The organism is Thermoactinomyces vulgaris (assembly GCF_005886755.1).
Taxonomy (GTDB): domain Bacteria; phylum Bacillota; class Bacilli; order Thermoactinomycetales; family Thermoactinomycetaceae; genus Thermoactinomyces; species Thermoactinomyces vulgaris.
Genome location: NZ_CP039710.1, coordinates 743,872 through 764,842 on the forward strand (window position 1 = coordinate 743,872; position 20,971 = coordinate 764,842).

Annotated in this window: 23 protein-coding genes and 1 riboswitch; of the genes, 13 read left to right on the plus strand and 10 right to left on the minus strand. The window is 50.3% G+C overall.

The window, feature by feature from the left end; translation table 11 throughout:
* Positions 1–164 precede the first annotated feature (164 nt).
* Entirely contained in the window at positions 165–1,772 is a 1,608-nt protein-coding gene (locus FA954_RS03835) for an amidohydrolase (RefSeq protein WP_037995858.1), read from the plus strand.
* A gap of 58 nt (positions 1,773–1,830) precedes the next feature.
* Here the strand turns inward: FA954_RS03835 and FA954_RS03840 are convergent, their stop codons facing one another.
* Both FA954_RS03840 and pruA read right to left on the minus strand, forming a co-directional pair.
* Positions 1,831–2,760, minus strand: a complete 930-nt coding sequence (locus tag FA954_RS03840) for a proline dehydrogenase family protein (RefSeq protein WP_037995914.1) — start codon at positions 2,758–2,760, stop codon at positions 1,831–1,833.
* A gap of 26 nt (positions 2,761–2,786) precedes the next feature.
* Positions 2,787–4,334, minus strand: coding sequence for an L-glutamate gamma-semialdehyde dehydrogenase (gene pruA / locus FA954_RS03845; protein WP_037995856.1), 1,548 nt, complete (start codon positions 4,332–4,334; stop codon positions 2,787–2,789).
* Between the two features lie 258 nt (positions 4,335–4,592).
* Here pruA and FA954_RS03850 point away from each other — a divergent pair, with 258 nt between their 5' ends.
* On the plus strand, positions 4,593–5,972 hold the full coding sequence (locus FA954_RS03850) for a sigma-54 interaction domain-containing protein (protein WP_049720503.1): 1,380 nt from the start codon (positions 4,593–4,595) through the stop codon (positions 5,970–5,972).
* 23 nt (positions 5,973–5,995) lie between these two features.
* Here the strand turns inward: FA954_RS03850 and FA954_RS03855 are convergent, their stop codons facing one another.
* Together FA954_RS03855 and FA954_RS03860 are read right to left on the minus strand one after the other, a co-directional pair.
* Positions 5,996–7,294 (minus strand): CitMHS family transporter, encoded by a 1,299-nt coding sequence (locus FA954_RS03855; protein ID WP_037995854.1) that lies wholly within the window; start codon positions 7,292–7,294, stop codon positions 5,996–5,998.
* Between the two features lie 15 nt (positions 7,295–7,309).
* Positions 7,310–8,245 carry an AEC family transporter gene (locus tag FA954_RS03860; RefSeq protein ID WP_037995851.1) on the minus strand — a complete coding sequence of 312 codons (936 nt, stop codon included), beginning with the start codon at positions 8,243–8,245 and terminating at the stop codon, positions 7,310–7,312.
* A 242-nt stretch (positions 8,246–8,487) separates the two neighbouring features.
* Here FA954_RS03860 and FA954_RS03865 point away from each other — a divergent pair, with 242 nt between their 5' ends.
* Complete coding sequence (locus FA954_RS03865) at positions 8,488–8,880, plus strand: orotidine 5'-phosphate decarboxylase / HUMPS family protein (RefSeq protein ID WP_138614880.1); 393 nt, start codon at positions 8,488–8,490, stop codon at positions 8,878–8,880.
* Positions 8,881–8,886: 6 nt separating this feature from the next.
* On the plus strand, positions 8,887–9,333 hold the full coding sequence (locus FA954_RS03870) for an SIS domain-containing protein (protein ID WP_342353657.1): 447 nt from the start codon (positions 8,887–8,889) through the stop codon (positions 9,331–9,333).
* A gap of 201 nt (positions 9,334–9,534) precedes the next feature.
* Here the strand turns inward: FA954_RS03870 and FA954_RS03875 are convergent, their stop codons facing one another.
* The 3 genes from FA954_RS03875 to FA954_RS03885 all read right to left on the minus strand — a co-directional run bounded on the left by FA954_RS03875 (position 9,535) and on the right by FA954_RS03885 (position 12,061).
* Positions 9,535–10,926, minus strand: coding sequence for an NAD-dependent succinate-semialdehyde dehydrogenase (locus tag FA954_RS03875; protein WP_037995849.1), 1,392 nt, complete (start codon positions 10,924–10,926; stop codon positions 9,535–9,537).
* A gap of 110 nt (positions 10,927–11,036) precedes the next feature.
* Positions 11,037–11,483: a VOC family protein gene (locus FA954_RS03880; RefSeq protein WP_037995847.1), complete on the minus strand. Its 447-nt coding sequence runs from the start codon at positions 11,481–11,483 to the stop codon at positions 11,037–11,039.
* A 71-nt stretch (positions 11,484–11,554) separates the two neighbouring features.
* Entirely contained in the window at positions 11,555–12,061 is a 507-nt protein-coding gene (locus FA954_RS03885; protein WP_052186712.1) for a DUF559 domain-containing protein, read from the minus strand.
* 130 nt (positions 12,062–12,191) lie between these two features.
* On the opposite strand from FA954_RS03885, the gene FA954_RS03890 reads away from it, so the two are divergent.
* Both FA954_RS03890 and FA954_RS03895 read left to right on the plus strand, forming a co-directional pair.
* The gene (locus tag FA954_RS03890; RefSeq protein ID WP_037994070.1) at positions 12,192–12,620 is read left to right on the plus strand and encodes a cell wall hydrolase; all 429 of its coding nucleotides are present in this window, start codon (positions 12,192–12,194) and stop codon (positions 12,618–12,620) included.
* Between the two features lie 17 nt (positions 12,621–12,637).
* Positions 12,638–12,976 (plus strand): spore coat protein GerQ, encoded by a 339-nt coding sequence (locus FA954_RS03895; protein ID WP_052186650.1) that lies wholly within the window; start codon positions 12,638–12,640, stop codon positions 12,974–12,976.
* A 65-nt stretch (positions 12,977–13,041) separates the two neighbouring features.
* Here FA954_RS03895 and FA954_RS03900 read toward each other — a convergent pair whose 3' ends face one another.
* A complete protein-coding gene (locus FA954_RS03900; protein WP_037994068.1) occupies positions 13,042–13,485 on the minus strand; it encodes a YtoQ family protein in 444 nt (147 codons plus the stop codon).
* A gap of 238 nt (positions 13,486–13,723) precedes the next feature.
* A riboswitch (SAM riboswitch) is annotated at positions 13,724–13,826 on the plus strand.
* Between the two features lie 87 nt (positions 13,827–13,913).
* On the opposite strand from FA954_RS03900, the gene FA954_RS03905 reads away from it, so the two are divergent.
* The 5 genes from FA954_RS03905 (at position 13,914) to FA954_RS03925 (ending at position 18,790) form a co-directional block, all read left to right on the plus strand.
* Positions 13,914–15,542 carry a nitrite/sulfite reductase gene (locus FA954_RS03905; protein WP_138614881.1) on the plus strand — a complete coding sequence of 543 codons (1,629 nt, stop codon included), beginning with the start codon at positions 13,914–13,916 and terminating at the stop codon, positions 15,540–15,542.
* Positions 15,539–15,778 carry a DUF3906 family protein gene (locus tag FA954_RS03910; RefSeq protein ID WP_037994066.1) on the plus strand — a complete coding sequence of 80 codons (240 nt, stop codon included), beginning with the start codon at positions 15,539–15,541 and terminating at the stop codon, positions 15,776–15,778. Before FA954_RS03905 ends, FA954_RS03910 begins: the two co-directional genes overlap by 4 nt.
* On the plus strand, positions 15,775–16,518 hold the full coding sequence (locus tag FA954_RS03915) for a phosphoadenylyl-sulfate reductase (protein WP_138614882.1): 744 nt from the start codon (positions 15,775–15,777) through the stop codon (positions 16,516–16,518). The genes FA954_RS03910 and FA954_RS03915 overlap by 4 nt, the downstream gene beginning before the upstream one ends.
* Before the next feature lie 150 nt (positions 16,519–16,668).
* On the plus strand, positions 16,669–17,835 hold the full coding sequence (sat, locus tag FA954_RS03920) for a sulfate adenylyltransferase (RefSeq protein ID WP_121874143.1): 1,167 nt from the start codon (positions 16,669–16,671) through the stop codon (positions 17,833–17,835).
* Between the two features lie 82 nt (positions 17,836–17,917).
* On the plus strand, positions 17,918–18,790 hold the full coding sequence (locus tag FA954_RS03925; protein ID WP_121874144.1) for a sulfite exporter TauE/SafE family protein: 873 nt from the start codon (positions 17,918–17,920) through the stop codon (positions 18,788–18,790).
* Between the two features lie 8 nt (positions 18,791–18,798).
* On the opposite strand, the gene FA954_RS03930 is transcribed toward FA954_RS03925, so the two are convergent.
* A complete protein-coding gene (locus tag FA954_RS03930; RefSeq protein WP_121874145.1) occupies positions 18,799–19,527 on the minus strand; it encodes a S1C family serine protease in 729 nt (242 codons plus the stop codon).
* A 188-nt stretch (positions 19,528–19,715) separates the two neighbouring features.
* Between FA954_RS03930 and FA954_RS03935 the strand changes: the two genes are divergently transcribed.
* Positions 19,716–20,297: a biotin transporter BioY gene (locus FA954_RS03935; protein WP_198051192.1), complete on the plus strand. Its 582-nt coding sequence runs from the start codon at positions 19,716–19,718 to the stop codon at positions 20,295–20,297.
* Between the two features lie 14 nt (positions 20,298–20,311).
* Here the strand turns inward: FA954_RS03935 and FA954_RS03940 are convergent, their stop codons facing one another.
* Positions 20,312–20,692 carry a hypothetical protein gene (locus tag FA954_RS03940; protein ID WP_121874146.1) on the minus strand — a complete coding sequence of 127 codons (381 nt, stop codon included), beginning with the start codon at positions 20,690–20,692 and terminating at the stop codon, positions 20,312–20,314.
* A gap of 63 nt (positions 20,693–20,755) precedes the next feature.
* On the opposite strand from FA954_RS03940, the gene FA954_RS03945 reads away from it, so the two are divergent.
* A complete protein-coding gene (locus FA954_RS03945) occupies positions 20,756–20,965 on the plus strand; it encodes a YqgQ family protein (protein ID WP_121874147.1) in 210 nt (69 codons plus the stop codon).
* The last annotated feature ends 6 nt before the right edge of the window (positions 20,966–20,971 follow it).

Here is a 20,971-nt window from a genome sequence, read left to right on the forward strand (position 1 = left end):
CAAAACGCGAACAAACGATCGGATTTGTTCTCATTATATGCGAACATGCATTCTTTTTATACCTCAAAATATTTCCAGCGCGTGTCCCGGTTCTTTACGGCCGAATATTCAGACGCTATGATGGGAGTAAGCATGTTCCATTCATGAAACGGGGGAGAAGAAAGATGAAAGGGACGGTGATTTTTCACCATGGACACATTCGTCCGGCTACCGGCGCTTCCTCTGTGGAAGCCGTGGTGGTGCGGGACGGGCGGATTGCGGCCATCGGCGAAAATGATTCCATTCTTCTGGAGTACGGGCGTCCGGATGTGAAGAAGGTGGATCTGGAAGGCGGCTACATTTATCCGGGACTGGCCGACAGCCATGTGCATTTGTCGGGGGTCGGGCAAAAAAGGCGGTGGATGGATGTGAGTTTCTGCCGTTCCAAAGAAGAACTGTTGCAAGCCATCCGTACCCGGGCCGGGTCGTTAAAACCGCGGCAATGGATCTTGGGAATGGGATGGGATGAAAATCAAATGCAAGGCGAAATCCCGACATTGGAAGAGCTGGATGAAGCAAGCGGGGATCATCCCCTTTTTCTGATCCGCATCTGCCATCATGCCGGTCTGGTCAACCGCCTGGCTTACCAAATGGCCGGAATCCGGGAAGGGGAAAAAGATCCGGAGCAGGGAAAATGGGGACGGGATGAAAAGGGACGGTTGAACGGACGGGTTTATGAAAATGCCACCCGGTTTTTTTATGATGTCCAACCGAAACCGGATTACACGGAAAAAAAGGAAACCATCCGCCTGGCGATGCAAGAGGCGTTGGCTTGCGGGTTGACCGCCGTCCATACCGAAGATCTGCGTTATGTCGAAAGTTTGTCCGAGTTGATCCGGATATACCGGGAGCTTAGGGAAGAAGGCGTGTGGTTGCGGACTCATCAATTAATTTATCATCCTTATTTGGAAGAGCTGAAAGAAAGTTCGTGGAATGCCGGGGATGGGGACGAGTGGTTCCGGATCGGGGCGATGAAAATTTTTGCGGACGGATCGTTGGGAGGAAAGACGGCACTTCTTTCCAGACCGTACCGGGATGAACCGGATCATTACGGGCTTTTGATTCACGAACCGGGAGAATTGATCCGGTTGACGCAAACGGCAGCGGAACAACGGATGCCGGTGGCAGCTCACGCCATTGGCGATCAAGCCGCCGAATATGTGTTGAAGGCCATGCAGTCCTGTCCGGTGGTTCCCGGCAAAACAGGCCACACGCTTCGCCATCGGCTCATTCACGGACAATTTTTGCGGCCGGATCTCATTTCGAAACTGAAAACCATGCCGGTGGCTGTGGACATCCAGCCCCGGTTTGTGGCCAGCGATTTTCCCTGGGTGTTGGACCGCGTCGAAGAAGATTTGATGGCGTGTGCTTATGCCTGGAAAACATTGCTTCAATCCGGTGTTCACCTGGCAGGCGGAAGCGATGCGCCGATCGAGCCGCTTCATCCCGTGTGGGGACTTCATGCGGCGGTCACCCGGCGGTCACCGGAAGAAGATCATCCGGGCTATTTCCCCCGGCAGAAACTGAGCTTGACCGAAGCTTTAGCCTTATTTTCTAAAGGTAGTGCTTATGCAGCCGGGGAGGAAAAAGAGCGGGGACGCCTGCAGGTTGGTTATTATGCAGATATGACGGTTTATGACCGGGATTTGTTTGCCACAGATCCCGGGGAGTGGGGAAAGACGAAGACGCGAATGACCATTGTCAACGGGCAAGTGGCATACCGGCAAACCTGAACGGATGGCAAAGAAGAAGGCGGTGTCACCCATCTGCTGGTGACGCCGCCTTTTCGGCTCAGGAGGATTTCCGGTTGAAAACGTCTTTGAAGATCAGATTCAGATTTTGCGGGCGTTCGGCCAACCGGCGCATGTAATAGCCGAACCAGTCATGGCCAAAGGGCATGTAAGTGGTCATCCGGTATCCCTCTTTGGCCAAATCATATTGCATCTCTTGCCGGAATCCATAGAGCATTTGAAACTCAAACCGGTCCGTCGGGATCCCGTTTTCGGCGACGAACTTTTTCAGTTCGCCGATGATCCGGTGATCATGCGTGGCAATGGAAGTGAAAGCCGGTCCGGTCAGTCTTTTCTTGGCCAGTTTCAAAAAGTTCCGGTCAATATCCTCTTTGGATTGAAAGGCGACATCCGGACTTTCTTTATACGCTCCTTTGACGATCCGGAGGCGGACATCCCGGAGTTCATCCGTCACTTCTTCCGCGCATCGCAAATAGCTTTGGATCACGGTTCCCACATTGTTATAGTCTTTCAGCAATGTTTTTAAAACGTCGATGGTCGGTTGGAAGTGAATGTAGTCTTCCATGTCAATGTTGATGAAAATGTCGTATCGGGCGGCGATGTCCAGGATCTCTTTCATGTTTCCAATGCAAAAGTCCTGATCGATGTCCAGCCCCAACTGGGTCAATTTGACCGAGACATGGCAATCCAGATTTTCTTCATTGATTTTATTGAGCATCGCGATGATTTGGTTTTTGGCTTGGATGGATTCTTCTTTGTGAAAGACAAATTCCCCCAGGTTATCTACCGTACAGCTGATGCCTTGTTGATTCATCTTTTTGATGGTGCGTGTGACGCTTTCAATGTCCGTGCCGGCCACAAACCGTTCGGCCCCCAAGCGAAATCCCCATTTCCGGGCGCTTTGGTTTAAAAATTTATTGGTAGATAAACGGATGAAAAAATTACGCAACAATTTCTGCACAGCCCCCATCCCTTTCATCTGTTTCCGATCTGCGATCAATACGTTTCGGAAACCGTTTTTGCTTCCATGAATAATTTCAGGTGGTCAGGGCCTCCTGCTTTGGAATCGGTACCGGACATTTTGAATCCGCCGAAAGGCTGATAACCGACAATGGCCGCGGTGCATCCTCTGTTAAAGTAAAGGTTTCCGACATGGAATTCATATCTTGCCCGTTCCAGATGTTCCCGGTTATTCGAAATCACGGCTCCGGTCAAACCGTATTCCGTGTTGTTTGCGATTTCCAGCATTTCATCAAAATCACGGGCTTTGGTGAACGCAACCACCGGGCCGAAAATTTCTTCCTGCATGATGCGGGCTTTGGGATCCACATCTTTGAAGATTGTCGGGTGGACGAAATATCCTTTGGAATCATCCGTTTGTCCGCCGTAGACAAGGGTTCCTTCGGTTTTGCCGATTTCAATGTAGCTTTTGATTTTGTCAAATTGTTTTTGATTGATCACGGCACCCATGTACACATCTTCTTCCGCCGGATTTCCCACTGTCAACGCTTTGGTGCGCTGAACCGTTTTTTCGATCACTTCGTCGTAAACATCCTCATGAACCACGACCCGGGAGCAGGCGGAACATTTTTGTCCGGAGAATCCGAAGGCAGAATAGACGATGGCATCGGCAGCCAATTCCAAGTCTGCATCTTTGTCCACGATGATCGTGTCCTTGCCTCCCATTTCCGCAATCACCCGTTTCAGGTGGGTCTGACCTTCCTGCACCTTGGCAGCGCGTTCATAGATGCGGACACCGGTGGCTCTGGAACCGGTAAAGTTGATGAAGTGTGTGTCTTTATGGTCAACCAGATAGTCCCCGATTTCCGCGGGATCTCCCGGGACAAAGTTGAGCACGCCTTTGGGGAGACCGGCTTCTTCCAAAATTTCCACGACTTTGTAAGCGACGACGGGGGTGTTTTCCGACGGTTTCATCAGAACCGGGTTTCCGGCAACGATGGGGGCGACGGTCGTTCCGCATACAATGGCAAAGGCGAAGTTCCACGGCGGAATCGTGACGCCCGGTCCCATCGGCTGGTAAAACAAGGTGTTTTGTTCAATGGGACGGCTGTTTACTTTTTCCCCTTTGGCAATTTCCAGCATTTGTCTTCCGTAGTATTCCAAAAAGTCAATGCCTTCGGCCGTATCCGCATCGGCTTGATCCCAGGGTTTTCCGGCATCGTAGACGAGCCATGCGGAAATTTCATGCTTTCTGCGACGGGTGATGGCAGCGGCCTTAAAGAGCACGTTGGCGCGGGCTTCCGGGGACATTTTCCGCCAAATTTTAAAGGCTTCGTTCGCTGCTTCAAATGCCTGGTCAATGTGTTTTTTGGTTGCTTTTGAAACCTTTCCGATCACTTGATCTTTGTTGGCGGGGTTGACGGAAACCAATTTATCTTCGGTGTAAATCCGTTCGCCGTTGATGACCAGCGGATATTCTTTTCCAAGTTCACTGCGGACTTTTTGCAAAGCTTTTTCAAATGCCTCGCGATTAGCCGGATCCTTGAAATCGGTAAAAGGTTCATGTTTGTAAGGGACAACCATGAGAAAACCTCCTTTAAAAGATCAATGATTTTAAAAATGAATCAATGACTCAAGAAAAAATGCTTTGCCCTTTTTCTATGCAAGGAATGTGCCAACAAAATGAAATCGGTTTAATCATGTTGTTTTCATTTGTCTGGAAGCGATTTCATTTGCTGATAATCTTGTTAATGTGTAAAATATTATTAACAATATTGTAAACAGGGTTAACACCTGCTTACAGTCGGATTCATCCACATTGAGCCGAAAGGGGCGGGGAAAGTGACAAATCCTCATCACTTTTATTTGCAGGCGGTGTTGTCGACGGAAGATGATGCGATTACGATTGTGGATAAAAAGATGAATGTGATTTTTTGGAATGAAGCGGCGGAAGAGACTTACAACATTAAAAAAGAGGAGATCCTGGGCAAAAAAATCACGGATTTTTTTTTCCATGACGATTTAATGGTTTTGAAGGTCCTGAAAACAAAGAAAAAAGTGAAAAATAAATATCATCGCCCTCGCCATGACAAACATGTTGTCATCAATACCAGCCCCATTTTTGACGGGAACAGGGAATTGATTGGAGCGGTGTCGGTCGAACGGGACATCACCCAGTTGGTGAAATTGAATGAAAACCTGATCACGACATCCCGGGAGCTGCAGGAATTGAGGCAACGCGTTCACACGGATCAGGAGATCCTTCCCTTTTCCAAATTGATCGGAAAAAGCAAAGCCCTCCGAAAAACGATCGCAATTGCCAATAAAAGTGCCAAAGCGGACGCAACCACATTGATTCTGGGGGAAAGCGGAACCGGGAAAGAAATTTGCGCCCGGGCCATCCACGAAGCCAGCGCACGGAGAAAAGGGCCGTTTATCCCCGTGAATTGCGGGGCGATTCCACACGCTTTGTTTGAAAGTGAATTGTTCGGGTATGAAGGCGGTTCCTTCACCGGGGCACAGAAAAAAGGAAAACCCGGAAAAATTGAAATGGCCCACGGCGGCACCCTGTTTTTGGATGAAGTGGGAGAGCTTCCGTTGGAGATGCAGGTGAAGTTGCTCCGGGTGTTGCAAGAGCAAGTCCTTTACCGCATCGGGGATTCCAAGGGGAGAAAAGTGGATGTCCGGTTTATCGCCGCGACCAATCAGGATCTTAACAAGCTGATGGAAGAAAAAAAATTCCGTTCCGATTTGTATTACCGGTTAAACGTCATTCAGCTGACCATGCCTCCCTTAAGAGAGCGGGTGGAGGATATCCCCCTGTTGGCGCAATATTTTTTGGAGCAATTTGCCAGCCGGTATCAAGTGCCGGTTCCCGAAATCCAGCCGGATGCCATGCCGGTTTTGCTTCAGCATCCATGGCCGGGAAATGTGCGGGAACTGCGCAATCTGATGGAACGGGTCGTGATCCTGTCGGAAAAACCGGTGATCCAAAAAGAAGATTTGGTCAGCTTTTTTCAACATCCGGATGCCCCGTCTTTTTCGGAGCGTGGTGCGGAAAACCCCCGCAGCTTGTCCGGTGAAAAAGATCACATGGAGAAACAGTTGATTGAACAGGCATTAAAAGAGACGGCCGGCAACAAATCCCAAGCTGCCAGAAAATTAAGGATATCCCGGGTGACACTCTACAAAAAGCTGAAAAAATACCAGATCCGTCTGTAGAGCCGGCCGTCCCGGTCCCCGGTTCAAAAGATGACTTTGGTGGCCAAGGCGGTGATGATCGTAGCCATTGCCGTGCCGATGGCCCAAAGGATTGTAAAGCGCTGAAATTCCCCAAAGTCGACTTTTGACATCCCCACCAAAAGGTAAGTGGCGGGCACGAGCGGGCTTAACAAGTGAACCGGTTGCCCCAGCAATGATGCCCGGGCGATCTCGACGGCAGAATAACCGTAGGAAGCGGCGGCTTCAGCCAAAATGGGAACCACGCCGAAATAGTAAGCATCGTTGGACATGAAAAAGGTGAACGGAATGCTGGTCACCGCAATGATGAGATGAAAAGCCGGTCCCCAAGAGTCCGGAATGATGGAGATCAGGCTGGAAGCCATGGCGTCCACCATTTTGGTGCCCGAGAGGATCCCCGTGAAAATGCCGGCGGCAAAGACCAGGGAGACAACGGCAAGGGCGTTTCCGGCATGGGATGCGAGCCGTTCTTTTTGCTGTTCGGGATCGGGATAGTTGATCATGACGGCAAGGGAAAAGGCGAGCATAAACAACACCGGCAGCGGCATAATGCCTTTGATCAGGCCGATGAGCAAAAGAACGGTCAAGATGGCATTGGCCCACAGCAGTTTCGGGCGTTTCAAGGAAGTATCCCCTTCAGGGGAGGATTCTTTTTGCAGGTTTTTGATGCCCTTTTCATCCAGGGGGATCACTCCCAGCCGCTTTCTTTCCCGGCGCCCCAACCAAAATGCGGTGAAGAGGATCCAAACGGCCCCGCCGATCATGGAAGGAATCAAAGGGACGAACACATCGCCGGCATCCACGCCCAATGCGGCGGCCGCACGGGCGGTGGGTCCTCCCCATGGCACCATATTGGTCAAACTGACCGACATTACGGTGATCCCCGGCAGGATCAGCGGATTCATGTTTAAACGCCGGTACAGCGGAAGAAAGGCGGAAACGGTGATCATGTAACTGGTGGTGCCGTCCCCGTCCAGGGAAACGACCAGTGCAAGGACGGCCGTCCCCATGACGATCTTTGCCGGATCTCCTTTCACCGCCTTTAAGATTCTGGTTACGATGGGGTCAAACAAGCCGGCATCAATCATGATGCCAAAATAAAGAATTGCAAACAAAAGCATGATCCCGGTCGGTGCCAAATCTTTGATTCCCTCCAAAGCCATATGGCCCATTTCGGAAGCATGTCCGGTGAATACGGCAAAAAGGACCGGGATGATCATCAGTGCAATGAGTGTGGGCATCTTTTTCGACATGATCAGGTACATAAACAAAAAGACCATCAGGTAACCCGTGAGTGCAAGCATCATTTGCCCCTCCTGTCAAGTGGTGACCGGAAAAAGGATTCCGGCGAGATAAACCACCAGCGTGACCGTCATTGTGCTGAGCAAGGTGGTGATCAAGACGGCCTGTGCAGCCAGATCGGGATGGTTGTTGTATTCCAAAGCCAAAATGGAGCTGTTTCGTGAAGTGGGGAAGGAACTGGCGATAAACAAGGATTGTGCGACCGTGCCGTCCAACCCCAGCAGGAAGATGATGCCGAGTGCGGCACCGGGCCCGATCACCAACCGGGAAAAAGTGCTCAGGTACAAAATCGGATGGAGTTTGCCGGGCCGGATGGTGGCGATTTGTGCGCCGAGCGTGATCAAAGCGACTGCCAGAAACGCGTTGGCCATGTTCCCGACCGGCCCCCACAGGATGGAGGGAATTTCGATCTGAAAACCGGAACAGATAAGACCGAGCAGGAGCGCATACAACATGGGGAGTTTTAACAGCTCTTTGATCACGGATTGCACTCCGCTTTTGGCGCTCACCAAGTTGAAAATCCCGTAGGTGAAGGTGAGCAGGTTTTGAAAAATCATCACAAACAATTGAATGGAAACTCCCAGCGGATTGGCATGGAAAACCATCTGGCTGACTGGAATCCCATAGTTGGCCGAATTCATCAAAACCACACTGTTCTTATAGGTGGCCGCCGTTTTCCGGTCCATCTTCGTGACCCGGCTGATGATTTCGGTAAAGGAGATGGAGAAAGTGGAAAACAACAGCAAAAACAAGATGATTTGCCCGAAAATCGCCAGCGGCATGCGGCTTTGGTAGACATTGACGAACGTGTTGGCCGGCAAGAGGCAATACGTTAACAGCTTGGAAAAGGATTTTAAATGCAAGGCGAAGATTTTTTGCAAAATCACACCAACAGCCAGCAGAATCAACAGCGGCAGAATGATCTGCAAAAATATCAGTGACAAAACGGCCATCTGTTCTCCTCCTGTTCCTTCCGTTGGAGCCTCCGATCATTGCATCCGATGAACGCCCCGGGCAGCTGCGGGAATGCGCAGAATCTTGTCCGGATCTGTAGAAGACACAGAAGGCGGGCTGGATGTTTTCCGGTTTCTTTTAACACGGCTAAAAATAAAAATTAATAATTAAGTTAATTATAACAATAAAAAATGGATTGAAAAATATTTAAAATTGATAAAAAATCAATTCGATGCGCAGGGTGAATGCAGAATTTGCAAGAGTGGCACCGCTGGTTACCATCGAGACCTGCATGGATGTGCCACGCCGCCATGGCAAGACGGTGATGGTTGATTTGTTGAACACCCCGGAAGATCAAGTAAGAGAGTTATTAAAATACGATGAGGCCGTTTTTTGCCTGCATGTGAGCAAGGATGAGCAGGAAGAAGGGGTGCGGCCTGAAAGGGAAAAGTGTGCGGCGATTCCGGTTCCGTCGGTGAGATGGGCGACAGCAGGCGGGATTACGCTAAGTTTCTTGGGGAAGTTGAGAAAGTCCTTCCATCCTTCGGTGGTGATTGTCGGCACCGCCATCACCAAAGCGGAGAATCCAAAAGAGGCGGCCAGACAGTTGAAACAGGCCATTGTAAAGGGGTAATAAGCCATGTCGACAGCTCAAGCCATTTTAAAAGAAGTGGACGCGGTGATCCGGCAGGTGAAAGAAGAAGAAATCAAAGAAATCGCCGTGGCATTGCAAAAGGCCGGGCGGATCTTTGTCGTGGGGGAAGGCCGCTCCGGATTCATGGCCAAATCGTTTGCCATGCGGCTGATGCACTTGGGTGCCAAGGTGTATGTGGCAGGCGAAACGATTATGTCGTCCATTGAAGCGGGGGACTGGCTGGTTGCCGTTTCGGGATCGGGCACCACCCGTCATGTGGTTTGGACAGCGGAGAAAGCCCAATCCATCGGGTGCAGGGTGATTGCCGTGACGACCGATGATGCGTCCCCCCCTTGCACAAACGGACGTGAAGATCCTCCGTGTTCTGGCGGCAACCAAGCACCGGCGCGCCAAGGAATTGAAAACCATTCAACCTCTGGGATCGCTGTTTGACCAAAGTGTCCATATTTTGCTGGATGCCGTATGCCTGGAATATGGAAGGATGAAAGAAGTGGCTCATGATAAAGCCGTCCGACGCCACAGCAATTTGGAATAAATCAAACGAATGATGAAAAACGTAAAAAAGAAGACATCATGCCAAAAGCCGATTGATTGTTCATGATCAACCGGCTTTTTTTCGGGCCTTTTACATTTTTACAGATTTCCGATGGATAAATACTTCGTCTCCAAATACGGTTCCATTCCTTCCAAGCCGCCTTCCCGGCCGATGCCGCTTTCTTTCATTCCGCCAAACGGGGCATGAGCAGCAGACGGTGCTCCATCGTTCCAGCCGATAATGCCGAAATCCAGATGTTCGTTCAAGTAAATGCCGGTGCGATAATCATTGGTGAAGAAATAAGCCGCCAGGCCGTAAGGGGTGCTGTTGGCAATCTCCACGGCTTCTTCCAGGCTTTTGAAGGACAGGATGGGAAGAACCGGTCCGAATGTTTCTTCCTGCATGATTTTCATGTCGGGCTTGGCATGGCCGAGGATGGTCGGATCGACAAAGAAATACCCTAGTTCGCGGTCGGCTCTGTAAGTGTTTCCGCACAGCACGCGCGCACCTTTTTGGACGGCATCTTCGATCTGTTCCTTGATTTTGTCAAAGCTTTTTTCGTTGATGACCGGACCGACGTCGGTCTCTTCATCCAGGCCGTTGCCGACTTTTAATTTCCGCACGCTGTCCGCTAATTTTTGGGAGAAGGCTTCGGCGATGCTTTCGTGAACCAGCAGGCGGTTGGCGCAAATGCAGGTTTGCCCGGCGTTTCGGAATTTGGAAAGGATGGTTTGCCGGACGGCAAGCTCGAGGTCGGCATCTTCGGCCACAATGACGGGAGCATGGCCGCCCAGCTCCATGGAAATGCGCTTGACGGTGGCGGCACTGTTTTTCATCAGCAACTTTCCGACCTCGGTGGAGCCGGTAAAGGAGATTTTTTGAATCCAGGGGCTGTCGGTAAAGAGTTTGCCGATGAAAGGCCCCAACCCGTTGACGTATTGGATGACCCCTTCCGGGATGCCGGCTTCATGCGCCAATTTGACCAGTTCCATGGTGGTCAACGGCGTTTCTTCTGCCGGTTTTACAATAAACGTACAGCCGGCTGCCAGAGCGGGTGCGGCTTTTCTGGTCATCATGGCCGCGGGAAAATTCCAAGGCGTGATGGCCGCCACCAGACCGACGGGTTGACGGGTGACGACAATCCGTTTCGATCCGGTGTGGGCGGGAATGGTCCGGCCATACAGCCGTTTGGCTTCTTCGGCGTACCAATCAATATAACTGACGGCATAGTCGACCTCCGCAAGAGATTCGGTCAGCGGTTTTCCGCTTTCCAGCGTCATGATTCGTGCGATGTTTTCCTTGTTTTTTTGAATGCGATCTGACCATGCCCGGAGCAAGCGGGAGCGTTCATGGGCATTGGTTTTGGACCAGGCGGAAAAACTTTCGTGTCCTTTCCGGATGGCCCCGGTAATTTCCTCTTCGGTATGGGCTTTCACTTTTTGGATCAATTCTCCGGTGGCTGGATTTTTTACTTCAATTATCTCGGGCATCTTTTTATTTTCCTCCTTTTTTGGGGCAGGTTCGGGAGTTCTTCTTCTATGATATCAGCCGGTGCAAGCTTGTCGATTTTTAAGAGGGTTCCGCCGTTTCAGCGGGAGGTTTATTTTTTTGCGCGAAGTTTTTCCCATTCGCTCCAATACATTTTCGGAAGATCCGGGGAAATGTCATCGGGGATGGTGCAGATCAGTTCCAGATTATGGCCGTCCAGATCTTCAAAATACAGAGAAGCGTTTCTTTGAAACGGGCGCACCACGGGCTCGACCGGTTCAAAACGCCCGTCTTTTACCGGTTCGATCCCTTTTTCCTTGAGCCAGCGGATGGCTTCGGGCATATCCTGAAAGTTGATGCGAAAGGCGATGTGTTTGGCGAATACATGGTTCCCGCCGGGCTTTTGCCAGAGGCCCAGCCAGCTTTTTTCGGGTTCAATCCACATAAAAGCGACAACATCATTTCTCCAGGCCGGAGTCAGCCCCAGTTTTTGATAAAATTCGACGGAACGGTCCAGATCTTCCACTTGAAAATGAACTTCATACAAGCCTTGAATCATGGAAGATTCCCTCCTTGTGAAAAGCCGACCGGGCCCCTTTTTCCGCCCCCGCGACCGGATGCGACCGCTTGTCATGTGAATTGCCCCGGGGATTTTCTTTTTTTCATGATGTTTGTATATTCTGTAATTTCTCGGATGACTTGGTCCATTTCCCCGGACAGGCGGCGGCGTGAAAAGCGCATCACTTTCCAGCCTTGCTTTCCCAAATCATGTTTTTTCGTTTGAAATCGGAGTTGTTTTTTGGGACGGATCACCGTGTCCCCGTCGCATTCCAAAGCCAGTTTGTATTTGGGAATGGCGATTGCCACCCGATGACGGTGAATGGGATAGCGGATTTTGACGTCACGCCCGAATTTGGAATAAAGCGCGTAATACAGTTTCCGTTCCCAAGGGTTGCAAGTGTGGAGAAGTTGGAAATGAATAAACGGGAAGAAACCCAGCCGGACTTGTTCGTAAATCCAGACGGGGATGAAAAAGGGGATCCACAGCCAGTGATGACGCCATTTGCGGCGTAACTTCCGAAACTTCCAGGAAAGTTGGCAACAGCGGTCGGTTCGGTTGTTGAACAGGGGAAGCAAGCCGGTCACCTCCTATATTCAGAATACACCAAAAGAAGTGTTCTTTCCAAAAGTTATTTCTATTTTCCGAAAGAATTGACCGGTTCTTTTTTGGGGCAGGGGGGCATATGTTGGTCTCAGGGGGGATGGTATGGCGGTTATTCAGGCCCCGGAATCACATGTCAAGCTGTTGGCCAGATTGATGCGGGCGGAAGCGGAAGGGGACGGGCAAATGGGGATGTTGCTGGTTGGCAATGTGGGTGTCAACCGGGTGATTGCCAACTGTCTCGATTTTGAGGGGATCCGTAACCTGCAACAGATGGTTTTCCAATCCCCAGGCGGTTTTGAAGCCGTGCAAATGCCGTATTTTTATCAACCGGCCCGCCAGCAGGATATTCGGTTGGCCCGAAAGGCCATTCAGGGACAGCGTTTTGATCCCGCCAAACGGGCCTTGTGGTTTTTCCGGCCAACGGGGGAATGTCCGGCAACCTGGTTTAATCAGACACATTCCGGGAGATACAAAAGCCATTGTTTTTATATTCCTGAAGCTTCGGATTGTCCGGCTGTTTATCAATTTTAAGAACTGGAGGGAAACAAATGGTGTATTGGTCTTATCCATATCATGCTCCGTATCCGTTTTATTCCGATGCGCAAGTCAGTCAAAGGCAACCGGAACAAGGACAGCCCCAAAGACAGGACCGCAGATTCTCGGAAGACTTGTTGCAAAGCAATATCGGAAAACGAGTGACGGCTTATATGACTTATGAAGGGAGCGAGGAATGGAGGAACCGGGTGTTCAGCGGGGTGTTGCGCCAAGTGGGCAGGGATTATTTTATTTTGCGGGATCAGGAGACCGGAAAAGATGTCATGCTGTTAAATATCAATCTGAATTTTATTGTGTTTGATGATACACCGGCCCGGCTGACCCGATCGTAACCCCCGGCGGAAAAAATGTGAAAAACCGTGAAAAGGGAGGCGGAAAACCGCCTCCCTTTCCTGTCTCATTCTTCAAAGATATAAGCCAGGGCATCCAGGGCCTGATCGACGGTTTCGACCGTCACTTGTGCCCGCTGGCTGATTTCTTTCAACGGATGGTGCAAGCTTTCCGGACGCACCAAAATCAGGGGCTTGTTTAAGGCAATTGCCAACGATGCATCCATTGCGGTGTTCCATTGCCGGTATTTTTCGCCAAACAAGGCGATGACGATGTCGGCTTTTTCCATCCAAACCCGGGTGCGCAAATTGTTCAGTTCCGAAGCGGCTTGATCCCGGTAAACCGCATTGGGCTGTTTTCCTTTGATCTGTTCGCCGATGTCATCCGAACGGCTGTGATTTTCCTGCGGCCCTTTAAAAATGACGGGCAGGCCCCGTTCTTCAGCTTTTTGGCGCAGTTTTGCCCTCCAGTCGTCATGAATTTGACCTGCAAGATAGACGACGATTTCCATGATCCGGTTTCCCCCTTTTTTTGAATCATCTCTTCTATTGTAATCAAAGTGCGTTTTTTGAAAAAGACGAACCGGGATGCATGCCTTAAACAGGCGGTTTCGCAGGCAGTCCAAAGCCTTGATTTTTCAAGACAAAACGATTCTTCTGAAATGGTTGACAATAACGGGAGTAATTTGTTAATCTAATTTCAAGCAATTAAAACATAGTTGTTTGATAGGTATTTATGGTTTAGGAATATCCTCATAAAGAGAGGCGGAGGGACTGGCCCGATGAACCCTCGGCAACCGGCCGCGCGGCTTGGTGCCAAATCCAGAGAACAGTCACTGTTCGAATATGAGGAGAAAAAGGCAAGTGGTATGGATCCCTTTTTCCCTCATGGAAAAGGGATTTTTTTATTTTCAAGGAGAACGAAGGAGTGGAAGCGGGGATGAAAAACCATTGGCCTTGGGCGAACAATCCGGAACAGTTGAATCCGTTCGAATTGCAAAAGTTGGAGCAGGATGGTTTAGACATTATCGACGAGATTATTCATATTTATTCTAAGAAGGGATTTGAATCGATTCCCGAGGAAAAATTTGCTTTGTTCAAGTGGGCGGGAGTCTATCAACAGCGCCCGAAAAAAGACGGCTATTTTATGATCCGCATCCGTGTTCCTTCCGGGATTTTAAACAGCCGGCAGGTGCGGGTGGTGGCCGGCTTGTCGAGGGAGTACGGTCGCGGGCTGATCGATGTGACGACACGCCAAGCGATTCAATATCATTGGATTCGAGTGGAAAATCTTCCGGATATCTTCCGTCGTTTGGAAGAAGTCGGTCTTTACACCTTTGAAGCTTGTGGCGATTGCCCCCGTAACATCACCGGCAACCCGCTGGCCGGAATCGATCCGCATGAGTTGGTGGACACCCGTCCCATCGTTGCCAAACTGAATGAAAAGTTGCTGTTAAATCGGGAATTTTCCAACTTGCCCAGAAAATACAAAATTTCTGTCTCATCCAGTGTCTACAATCCGGCTCATGCCCAGATCAACGATCTTTCGTTTACACCGGCATTGAAAATGTTGGATGGCAAAGAGACGGTCGGTTTCCATGTCTGGGTGGGGGGAGGGCTTTCCAACCGGCCGCATTTGGCTCAGCAGCTGGATCTTTTCGTCCGTCCCGAACAGGTTGTCGATGTGGCGGTCGGCGTGACAAAAGTGTTCCGCGATTACGGATACCGGAAAAAGCGGCATAAAGCGCGCCTGAAGTTTTTGGTTGCGGATTGGGGGCCGGAGCATTTTTTGGAAATCTTGAAAGAGTATATCGGTGAGTATCCGTCCCGGGGTGAAGATAAAATCGCCGGTTGGAACGCCGGTTACTTCACCGGGGTTCACCCGCAAAAACAGCCGGGGCTGAACTATGTCGGTTTAAACATTCCGTTGGGGCGCACGTCGGCAGACGAGTTTGACGGTTTGGCCGATCTGGCGGACCACTATGGATCCGGCTCGGTGCGCACCGCCAACACGCAAAATGTGATTCTGACCGATGTGCCGGATGACAAAGTGGAGGATCTGTTGAAAGAGCCTCTCTTAAAAAGGCTGAGCCCGTTTCCAAAAACGTTTGAGGGGTATGCCGTTTCCTGCACGGGAATTGAATTTTGCAATCTGGCGCTGACCGAAACCAAAGGGTTTTTGAAAGAAGTGGTCAACTTTCTGGACCAGGAGATCCGGTTGGACGAACCCATCCGGATTCATATCAACGGTTGTCCCAATTCCTGCGGGCAACAACAAATTGCCGACATCGGTCTCATGGGCGGGAAGGCGAAAACGGCCCAAGGAATGGTGGAAGCTTACACCATCTCGGTCGGCGGGCATTTATACGGACAAGGAAAGTTTAACACGCAGTTAAAGGGACGGGTCACCAAAGAATATGTGGCGCCGGTGTTAAAAGAAATCATTCTTTTCTACAAACGCGAACGGAAAGAAGGGGAGAAATTCGGCGACTTTGTGAAACGTGCCGGAATCGAAGCGATTCAGAAACAGTTTGATGAGATCCGCCAGCGGGTGGTGCCTGCTGTATGAGCCGGGAATTGTATCTGTACCGCTTGGTGGCAGAGAAAGAACCGGACGGTTCTTACAACGTCATCGTTCTGGCGCCGACGGAGGAAAAAGCTTTTGAATATGCAGAAAAAGAGTTGGAACGTTACACGATCAAAACGCCTGCGGTCAAAGAGTGGGTGATTGAAGAGAAAAAAAGGGTTCGCCAAGGAACCGGATATGTATTAAACGGATCCGAAAGAAAGGAGAACGACAAATGACCCGGGAACGGTATTGGCCGACATTGAGTGGAGAAGAAAGATGGAATCCGGAACAAATCAAAATCGTGGCAGAAGAGTTGAAAGACTTCCATCCTCAGGAAATCATCCGTTGGGGAGTGGAACAACTGGGGGTTTCCCGGTTGGTGTTGGCTTGCAGTTTCGGATATGAAGACGTGGCTTTGGTGGATATGGCATTCAAAGTCGATCCGGAATTGGACATTTTTTATCTCGACACCGGCCTGCACTTTCAGGAAACCTATGAAGTCCGGGACCGGCTGTCCGAGAAATACCAAAAAGAATTCATCCGCGTTTCGCCCGAACTCACGTTGGAGGAACAAGCGGAGAAATACGGCGGCGAACTGTGGAAAAGAAATCCTGATTTATGTTGTAAGCTCCGCAAAGTTGAGCCTTTGAAAAAAGTGTTGAAAAACTACCAGGGATGGATCACCGGAATCCGGCGTGAACAAGCCCCCACCCGTGCCCATACGCAGGTGGTGGAGTGGGATCAAGGGTTTGGGTTGCTCAAGCTGAATCCCCTGGCTTTCTGGAACACCAAACAAGTCTGGACTTATATTCATGATCATCAAATTCCGTACAATTCGTTGCATGACAGGCAGTATCCGAGCATCGGTTGCCAGCCGTGCACCCGCCCGGTCCGTCCCGGGGAAGATCCGCGAGCCGGACGCTGGTCGGGGACCAACAAAATTGAATGCGGGCTTCATAACAGTCCGGTCAATTGATTCACCATTTTTCCAAAAAGCACGCTCATCTCATTCCATTCCGCTTTGGCGCCGGGGGCGCTTGAATCGCGGGATCTTTTCAATCCGCATTGACCGGGAATCCCCCCGGGGAGAGGGCTCGATGAAAATGCTTGGAGAGGAGTATACATCATGGGAGATTTGATCGCACCACACGGAGGCGTGTTGGTAAACCGCGTTTTGACAGGAGAGGAAAAACAAGTTTGGTTGAGTCGGGCGGGGCATTTTCCGAAGCTCCCCGTTTCCAACCGCACCGTGTCGGATTTGCTTTGCATTGCCACCGGGGTTTTCTCACCTTTGACCGGTTTTTTAAAAGAAAAAGACTACCGGTCAGTCTGTGAAACCATGCGATTGTCGGACGGAACGGTCTGGAGCATTCCGGTGACCTTGCCTGTTCCAATAGAGCGGGAAAAAGAGATTGCCGGGGCGGAGTATGTTTCCTTGCTCGATAAAGAACAAAAAATCATTGCAGTTGTCCAGGTGGAAGAGCTTTACCGTGTCGATTTGCGCAAAGAAGCCCGGTTGGTTTACAAGACGGAAGAGGAAGCCCATCCGGGGGTGAAAAATCTGTTCCGTCAATCGCCGTTAAACCTGGGCGGGGACATCTGGTTGCTGGAACGCCCGAAATATCCGTTTGAAGACCGGCTGTTCGATCCGGCCGAAACGCGGGAGATTTTCCAAAAGCGCGGGTGGAAAAAGGTGGTCGGGTTTCAAACGAGAAATCCGGTGCACCGTGCCCATGAGTACATCCAAAAATCGGCTTTGGAGACGGTGGACGGACTGTTTCTGCATCCGTTGGTCGGACAAACGAAAGCCGATGATATTCCGGTGGATGTCCGCATGAAAAGCTATGAAGTGATTTTAAAACATTACTATCCGGAAAACCGGGTCTTCTTGGGAGGTTATCCGGCGGCCATGCGCTATGCCGGTCCCCGTGAAGCCGTCCTTCATGCTTTGGTGCGCAAAAACTACGGCTGTACTCATTTTATCGTGGGAAGGGACCATGCCGGGGTCGGCGATTATTACGGCACCTATGATGCGCAGAAAATTTTCTCCAATTTTACTGCAGAGGAACTGGGGATCAACCCGCTCTTTTTTGAACACAGCTTTTATTGTAAAAAGTGTGCCGGCATGGCTTCGTACAAAACTTGTCCGCATGATGGAGAACATCATGTCATTCTTTCCGGAACGAAAGTGAGAAAGATGTTGTCGGAAGGAATTGCGCCGCCTCCGGAATTTTCCCGTCCCGAAGTGGTGGAAGTATTAATTGAGGGGCTCCGGAATAAAGTGGGGGTGTAAAACATGTGGGCGGGAGCTTGCCTGATGCGGCGCTCCCCTTTCATCCGTTTCAAAAATGAATGCTTGTTTAAGGGGGGCATTTATGAAAAAACTCCTGGTTCTTGGCATTGTCGGTTTTTTCGCGCAGTTGATCGACGGGTCGCTGGGAATGGCTTACGGGGCAACTTCTGCCTCTTTGCTGTTGTTTTTCGGGGTGGCTCCTGCAGTGGCTTCGGCATCGATTCATCTGGCGGAAGTGGCGACGACCGCTGTCTCCGGCGCATCCCATTTATGGTTTGGAAATGTGGACAGAAAAATCCTCTTCAAACTGGCTGTTCCGGGAGGTGTCAGTGCTTTTGCGGGAGCCGCTTTTTTAAGCGGCATACCGGGAGACCGGATCAAACCTTTTATTTCTTTGTTTTTAATGCTGATGGGGATTTATATTGTTTGTCGGTATATCACGGTTTCCTCGTGGAAAGCCAAAAAAACGAATTTATCCAATACTTATTTGATTCCGCTCGGATTGGCGGGAGGATTTTTTGATGCGGTCGGAGGCGGGGGATGGGGACCGATTACAACCCCCATGTTGTTGGCAAGAGATGCTGTCACGCCCAGAAAAGTGATTGGCACGGTGGATACAAGTGAATTTATTGTGGCTGTTTCCGCCTCCTTGGGGTTTTTGCTCTTTCTCGGTTGGGAAACTTTTCACGTTTACTGGGTGGCAGCCATCGTGATTGGCGGAGTCGTGGCAGCGCCGATCGCGGCATGGCTGGTGCGGGTGATCCCGTCCCATTTGTTGGGCGTGTTGGTCGGCGGTTTCATTGTTCTGGTCAATGTGGGACCGGTGTTGAAATTTTTGAAGGTTCCCTCCACCGGACAATGGGGGGTTTACGCAATCATTTTGGTTTTGTGGACCGGTTCTGTGCTTTGGAATATGAAAAACAAAGGGAAAAAGGAGCAAACCCTCAGTGTTTGACTCTGGCATCATTGGGGCAAATAGCGCTTGATATGCGGGCGGATCTCTTCCATGGGAATGGCGAATCCGAGACATTGGGAGGGATAAATGATCAGTGTGTTCATCCCGATCACTTTTCCCTGGATGTTGATCAAAGGTCCGCCGCTGTTTCCCGGATTGATGGCAGCATCGGTTTGAATCACGTTTTTATAATAACGCCGCCCGACTTTAAGCGGCCGGTTTTTGCCGCTGATGATCCCCAATGTGACCGTGTGTTCCAAGCCAAAAGGGTTGCCGACCGCCAACACCCATTCCCCGATGTCGGCATCCCGGGATGTTCCCAGGGACAATGCGGGTAACGGACGCGGGGATTTGATTTTGAGGACGGCCAAATCGCGTTTGTCATCGGTCCAAACCGGCATCCCGGTAAACCGTTTTTGGAAATGATCCAACTTTACGTCAATGCGTGAAGCATTTTTGATGACATGGGCATTGGTCAAAATGTAGCCTTGCGGGTGAATGATAAACCCGGAGCCAAAATGGTTTTTGGGAGGGACCGGGGAATCGTTCAGTCCGGGGACAAACAGGTGAAGCAAATTTTTGGGAAGCGGAAGATAAGTCCCCGGGCTTTTTTCTTGGGTGATGATGGAAACCACCCCTCTCCGGACTCGGCGACAGACCGGCACAAAGATGTTTGCCGGATGTTGTGCAGGTGAAGCGGACGATACACGTTGTTTTTTTAACTTTCCATCAGGCATCCATTTCACTCCCCATCCGCGAAGCCAGGTTGTATATCATATGGCTGCAGCCGGGAGAGAGGAAGGGCGGATGACTCAAGTGCCGGTCAAAAGCCGAATGTAAACCATATCGATAATTGGAGTTGACAATAAAAGCAGGGATCGCTATTGTAAAGAGGAGAAATCATTTATCGAAATGGGGTTAGCTGATGCGTCGATCTGCTTTGAAGGTGCGGGATATGACATGGATGGCCATGTTTGTTGCCATGCTTGCGGTCAGCGGGGCATTTGCGGTTCATATCGGCCCGGCTCCGATTACCTTGCAAACCCTTGTGGTGATGCTGGCGGGATCCGTGCTGGGAGCCCGGCGGGGAATGATTTCCATGGTCGTCTTTATTGCCTTGGTCGTCGCCGGAGCGCCGGTTTTAAGCGGGGGAAAAAGCGGTATCGCCGCTCTGGCCGGCCCGACGGGAGGTTACATCATCAGCTGGGTGTTTGCCGCCGGATTGACCGGTTGGATGGTGGAAAGATGGATCCGAAAGGACACACTCAATGCTTGGAAACTCGGATTGGCCCATGTCGTCGGCGGAGTGATTTTGATTCATTTGATTGGTTTTCCGTGGCTGGTTACGGTGCTTGACCTTCCGCTGAACCAAACCACATGGATTTCCTCTCTGTTGGTTTTTCTGCCGGGAGATTTGATGAAAGCGATCCTGGCCGTGCCGGTGGTGATGGCGGTGAGAAAAGCGCTTCCCCAATTAAGCAGTGTGCAACAACAAAAAAGAGCCTGACAAAGGCTCTTTTTTTATGAAGGTAACATCGTCAAATTTGTATGTTTTTCCACATGTTTTAAGAAACGGTGGTTTAACGGTACGATCAAATCCGTTGCCCCGTTGGTGAACACACCGTTCCGGTTGATGACAAACAATTTGTGGACTGAGATTTTATAGTAACGGGATGGATTTTTCAAAGTTATCAATAAATCGTGATCCGGCTGTGGATGCAGTCCTTTCATCTCACAGGGAATGATGCCGATGACATCATTTAAAAGGATGTGATAGGATAAATGTGGTTTTTGGAAAATCAGTTCTTTGGTGGTCAGTGTGCTGGCCCAATGATTCCGTTTTTGGGATATGATCAAATGCCCGATCATTCGTTTGACGGGAATAAAGTTTGTATAAGGCAAAAAGAACACCTCTTTCAGTGAGGTCATATTCAGTATAACACAAGAGAAGAAAGGATACATCCGATGCGTGGCATGACCGAGGTACGTCAGTTGTTAAAACAATTTGGAACCATCATCTATACAGGGGATCAGCTGGGGGATGTGGAGTTGATGATGGAAGAGGTCCGGGAATTAAAGTCGATGGGCCTGATCGATCCACAAACGTTTCAGAAAGCGATGGCGGTGCTTCTTCAACAATCCGCCCGAATCCCGTGCCGGCAATCCGAAAAGTAAGGCATA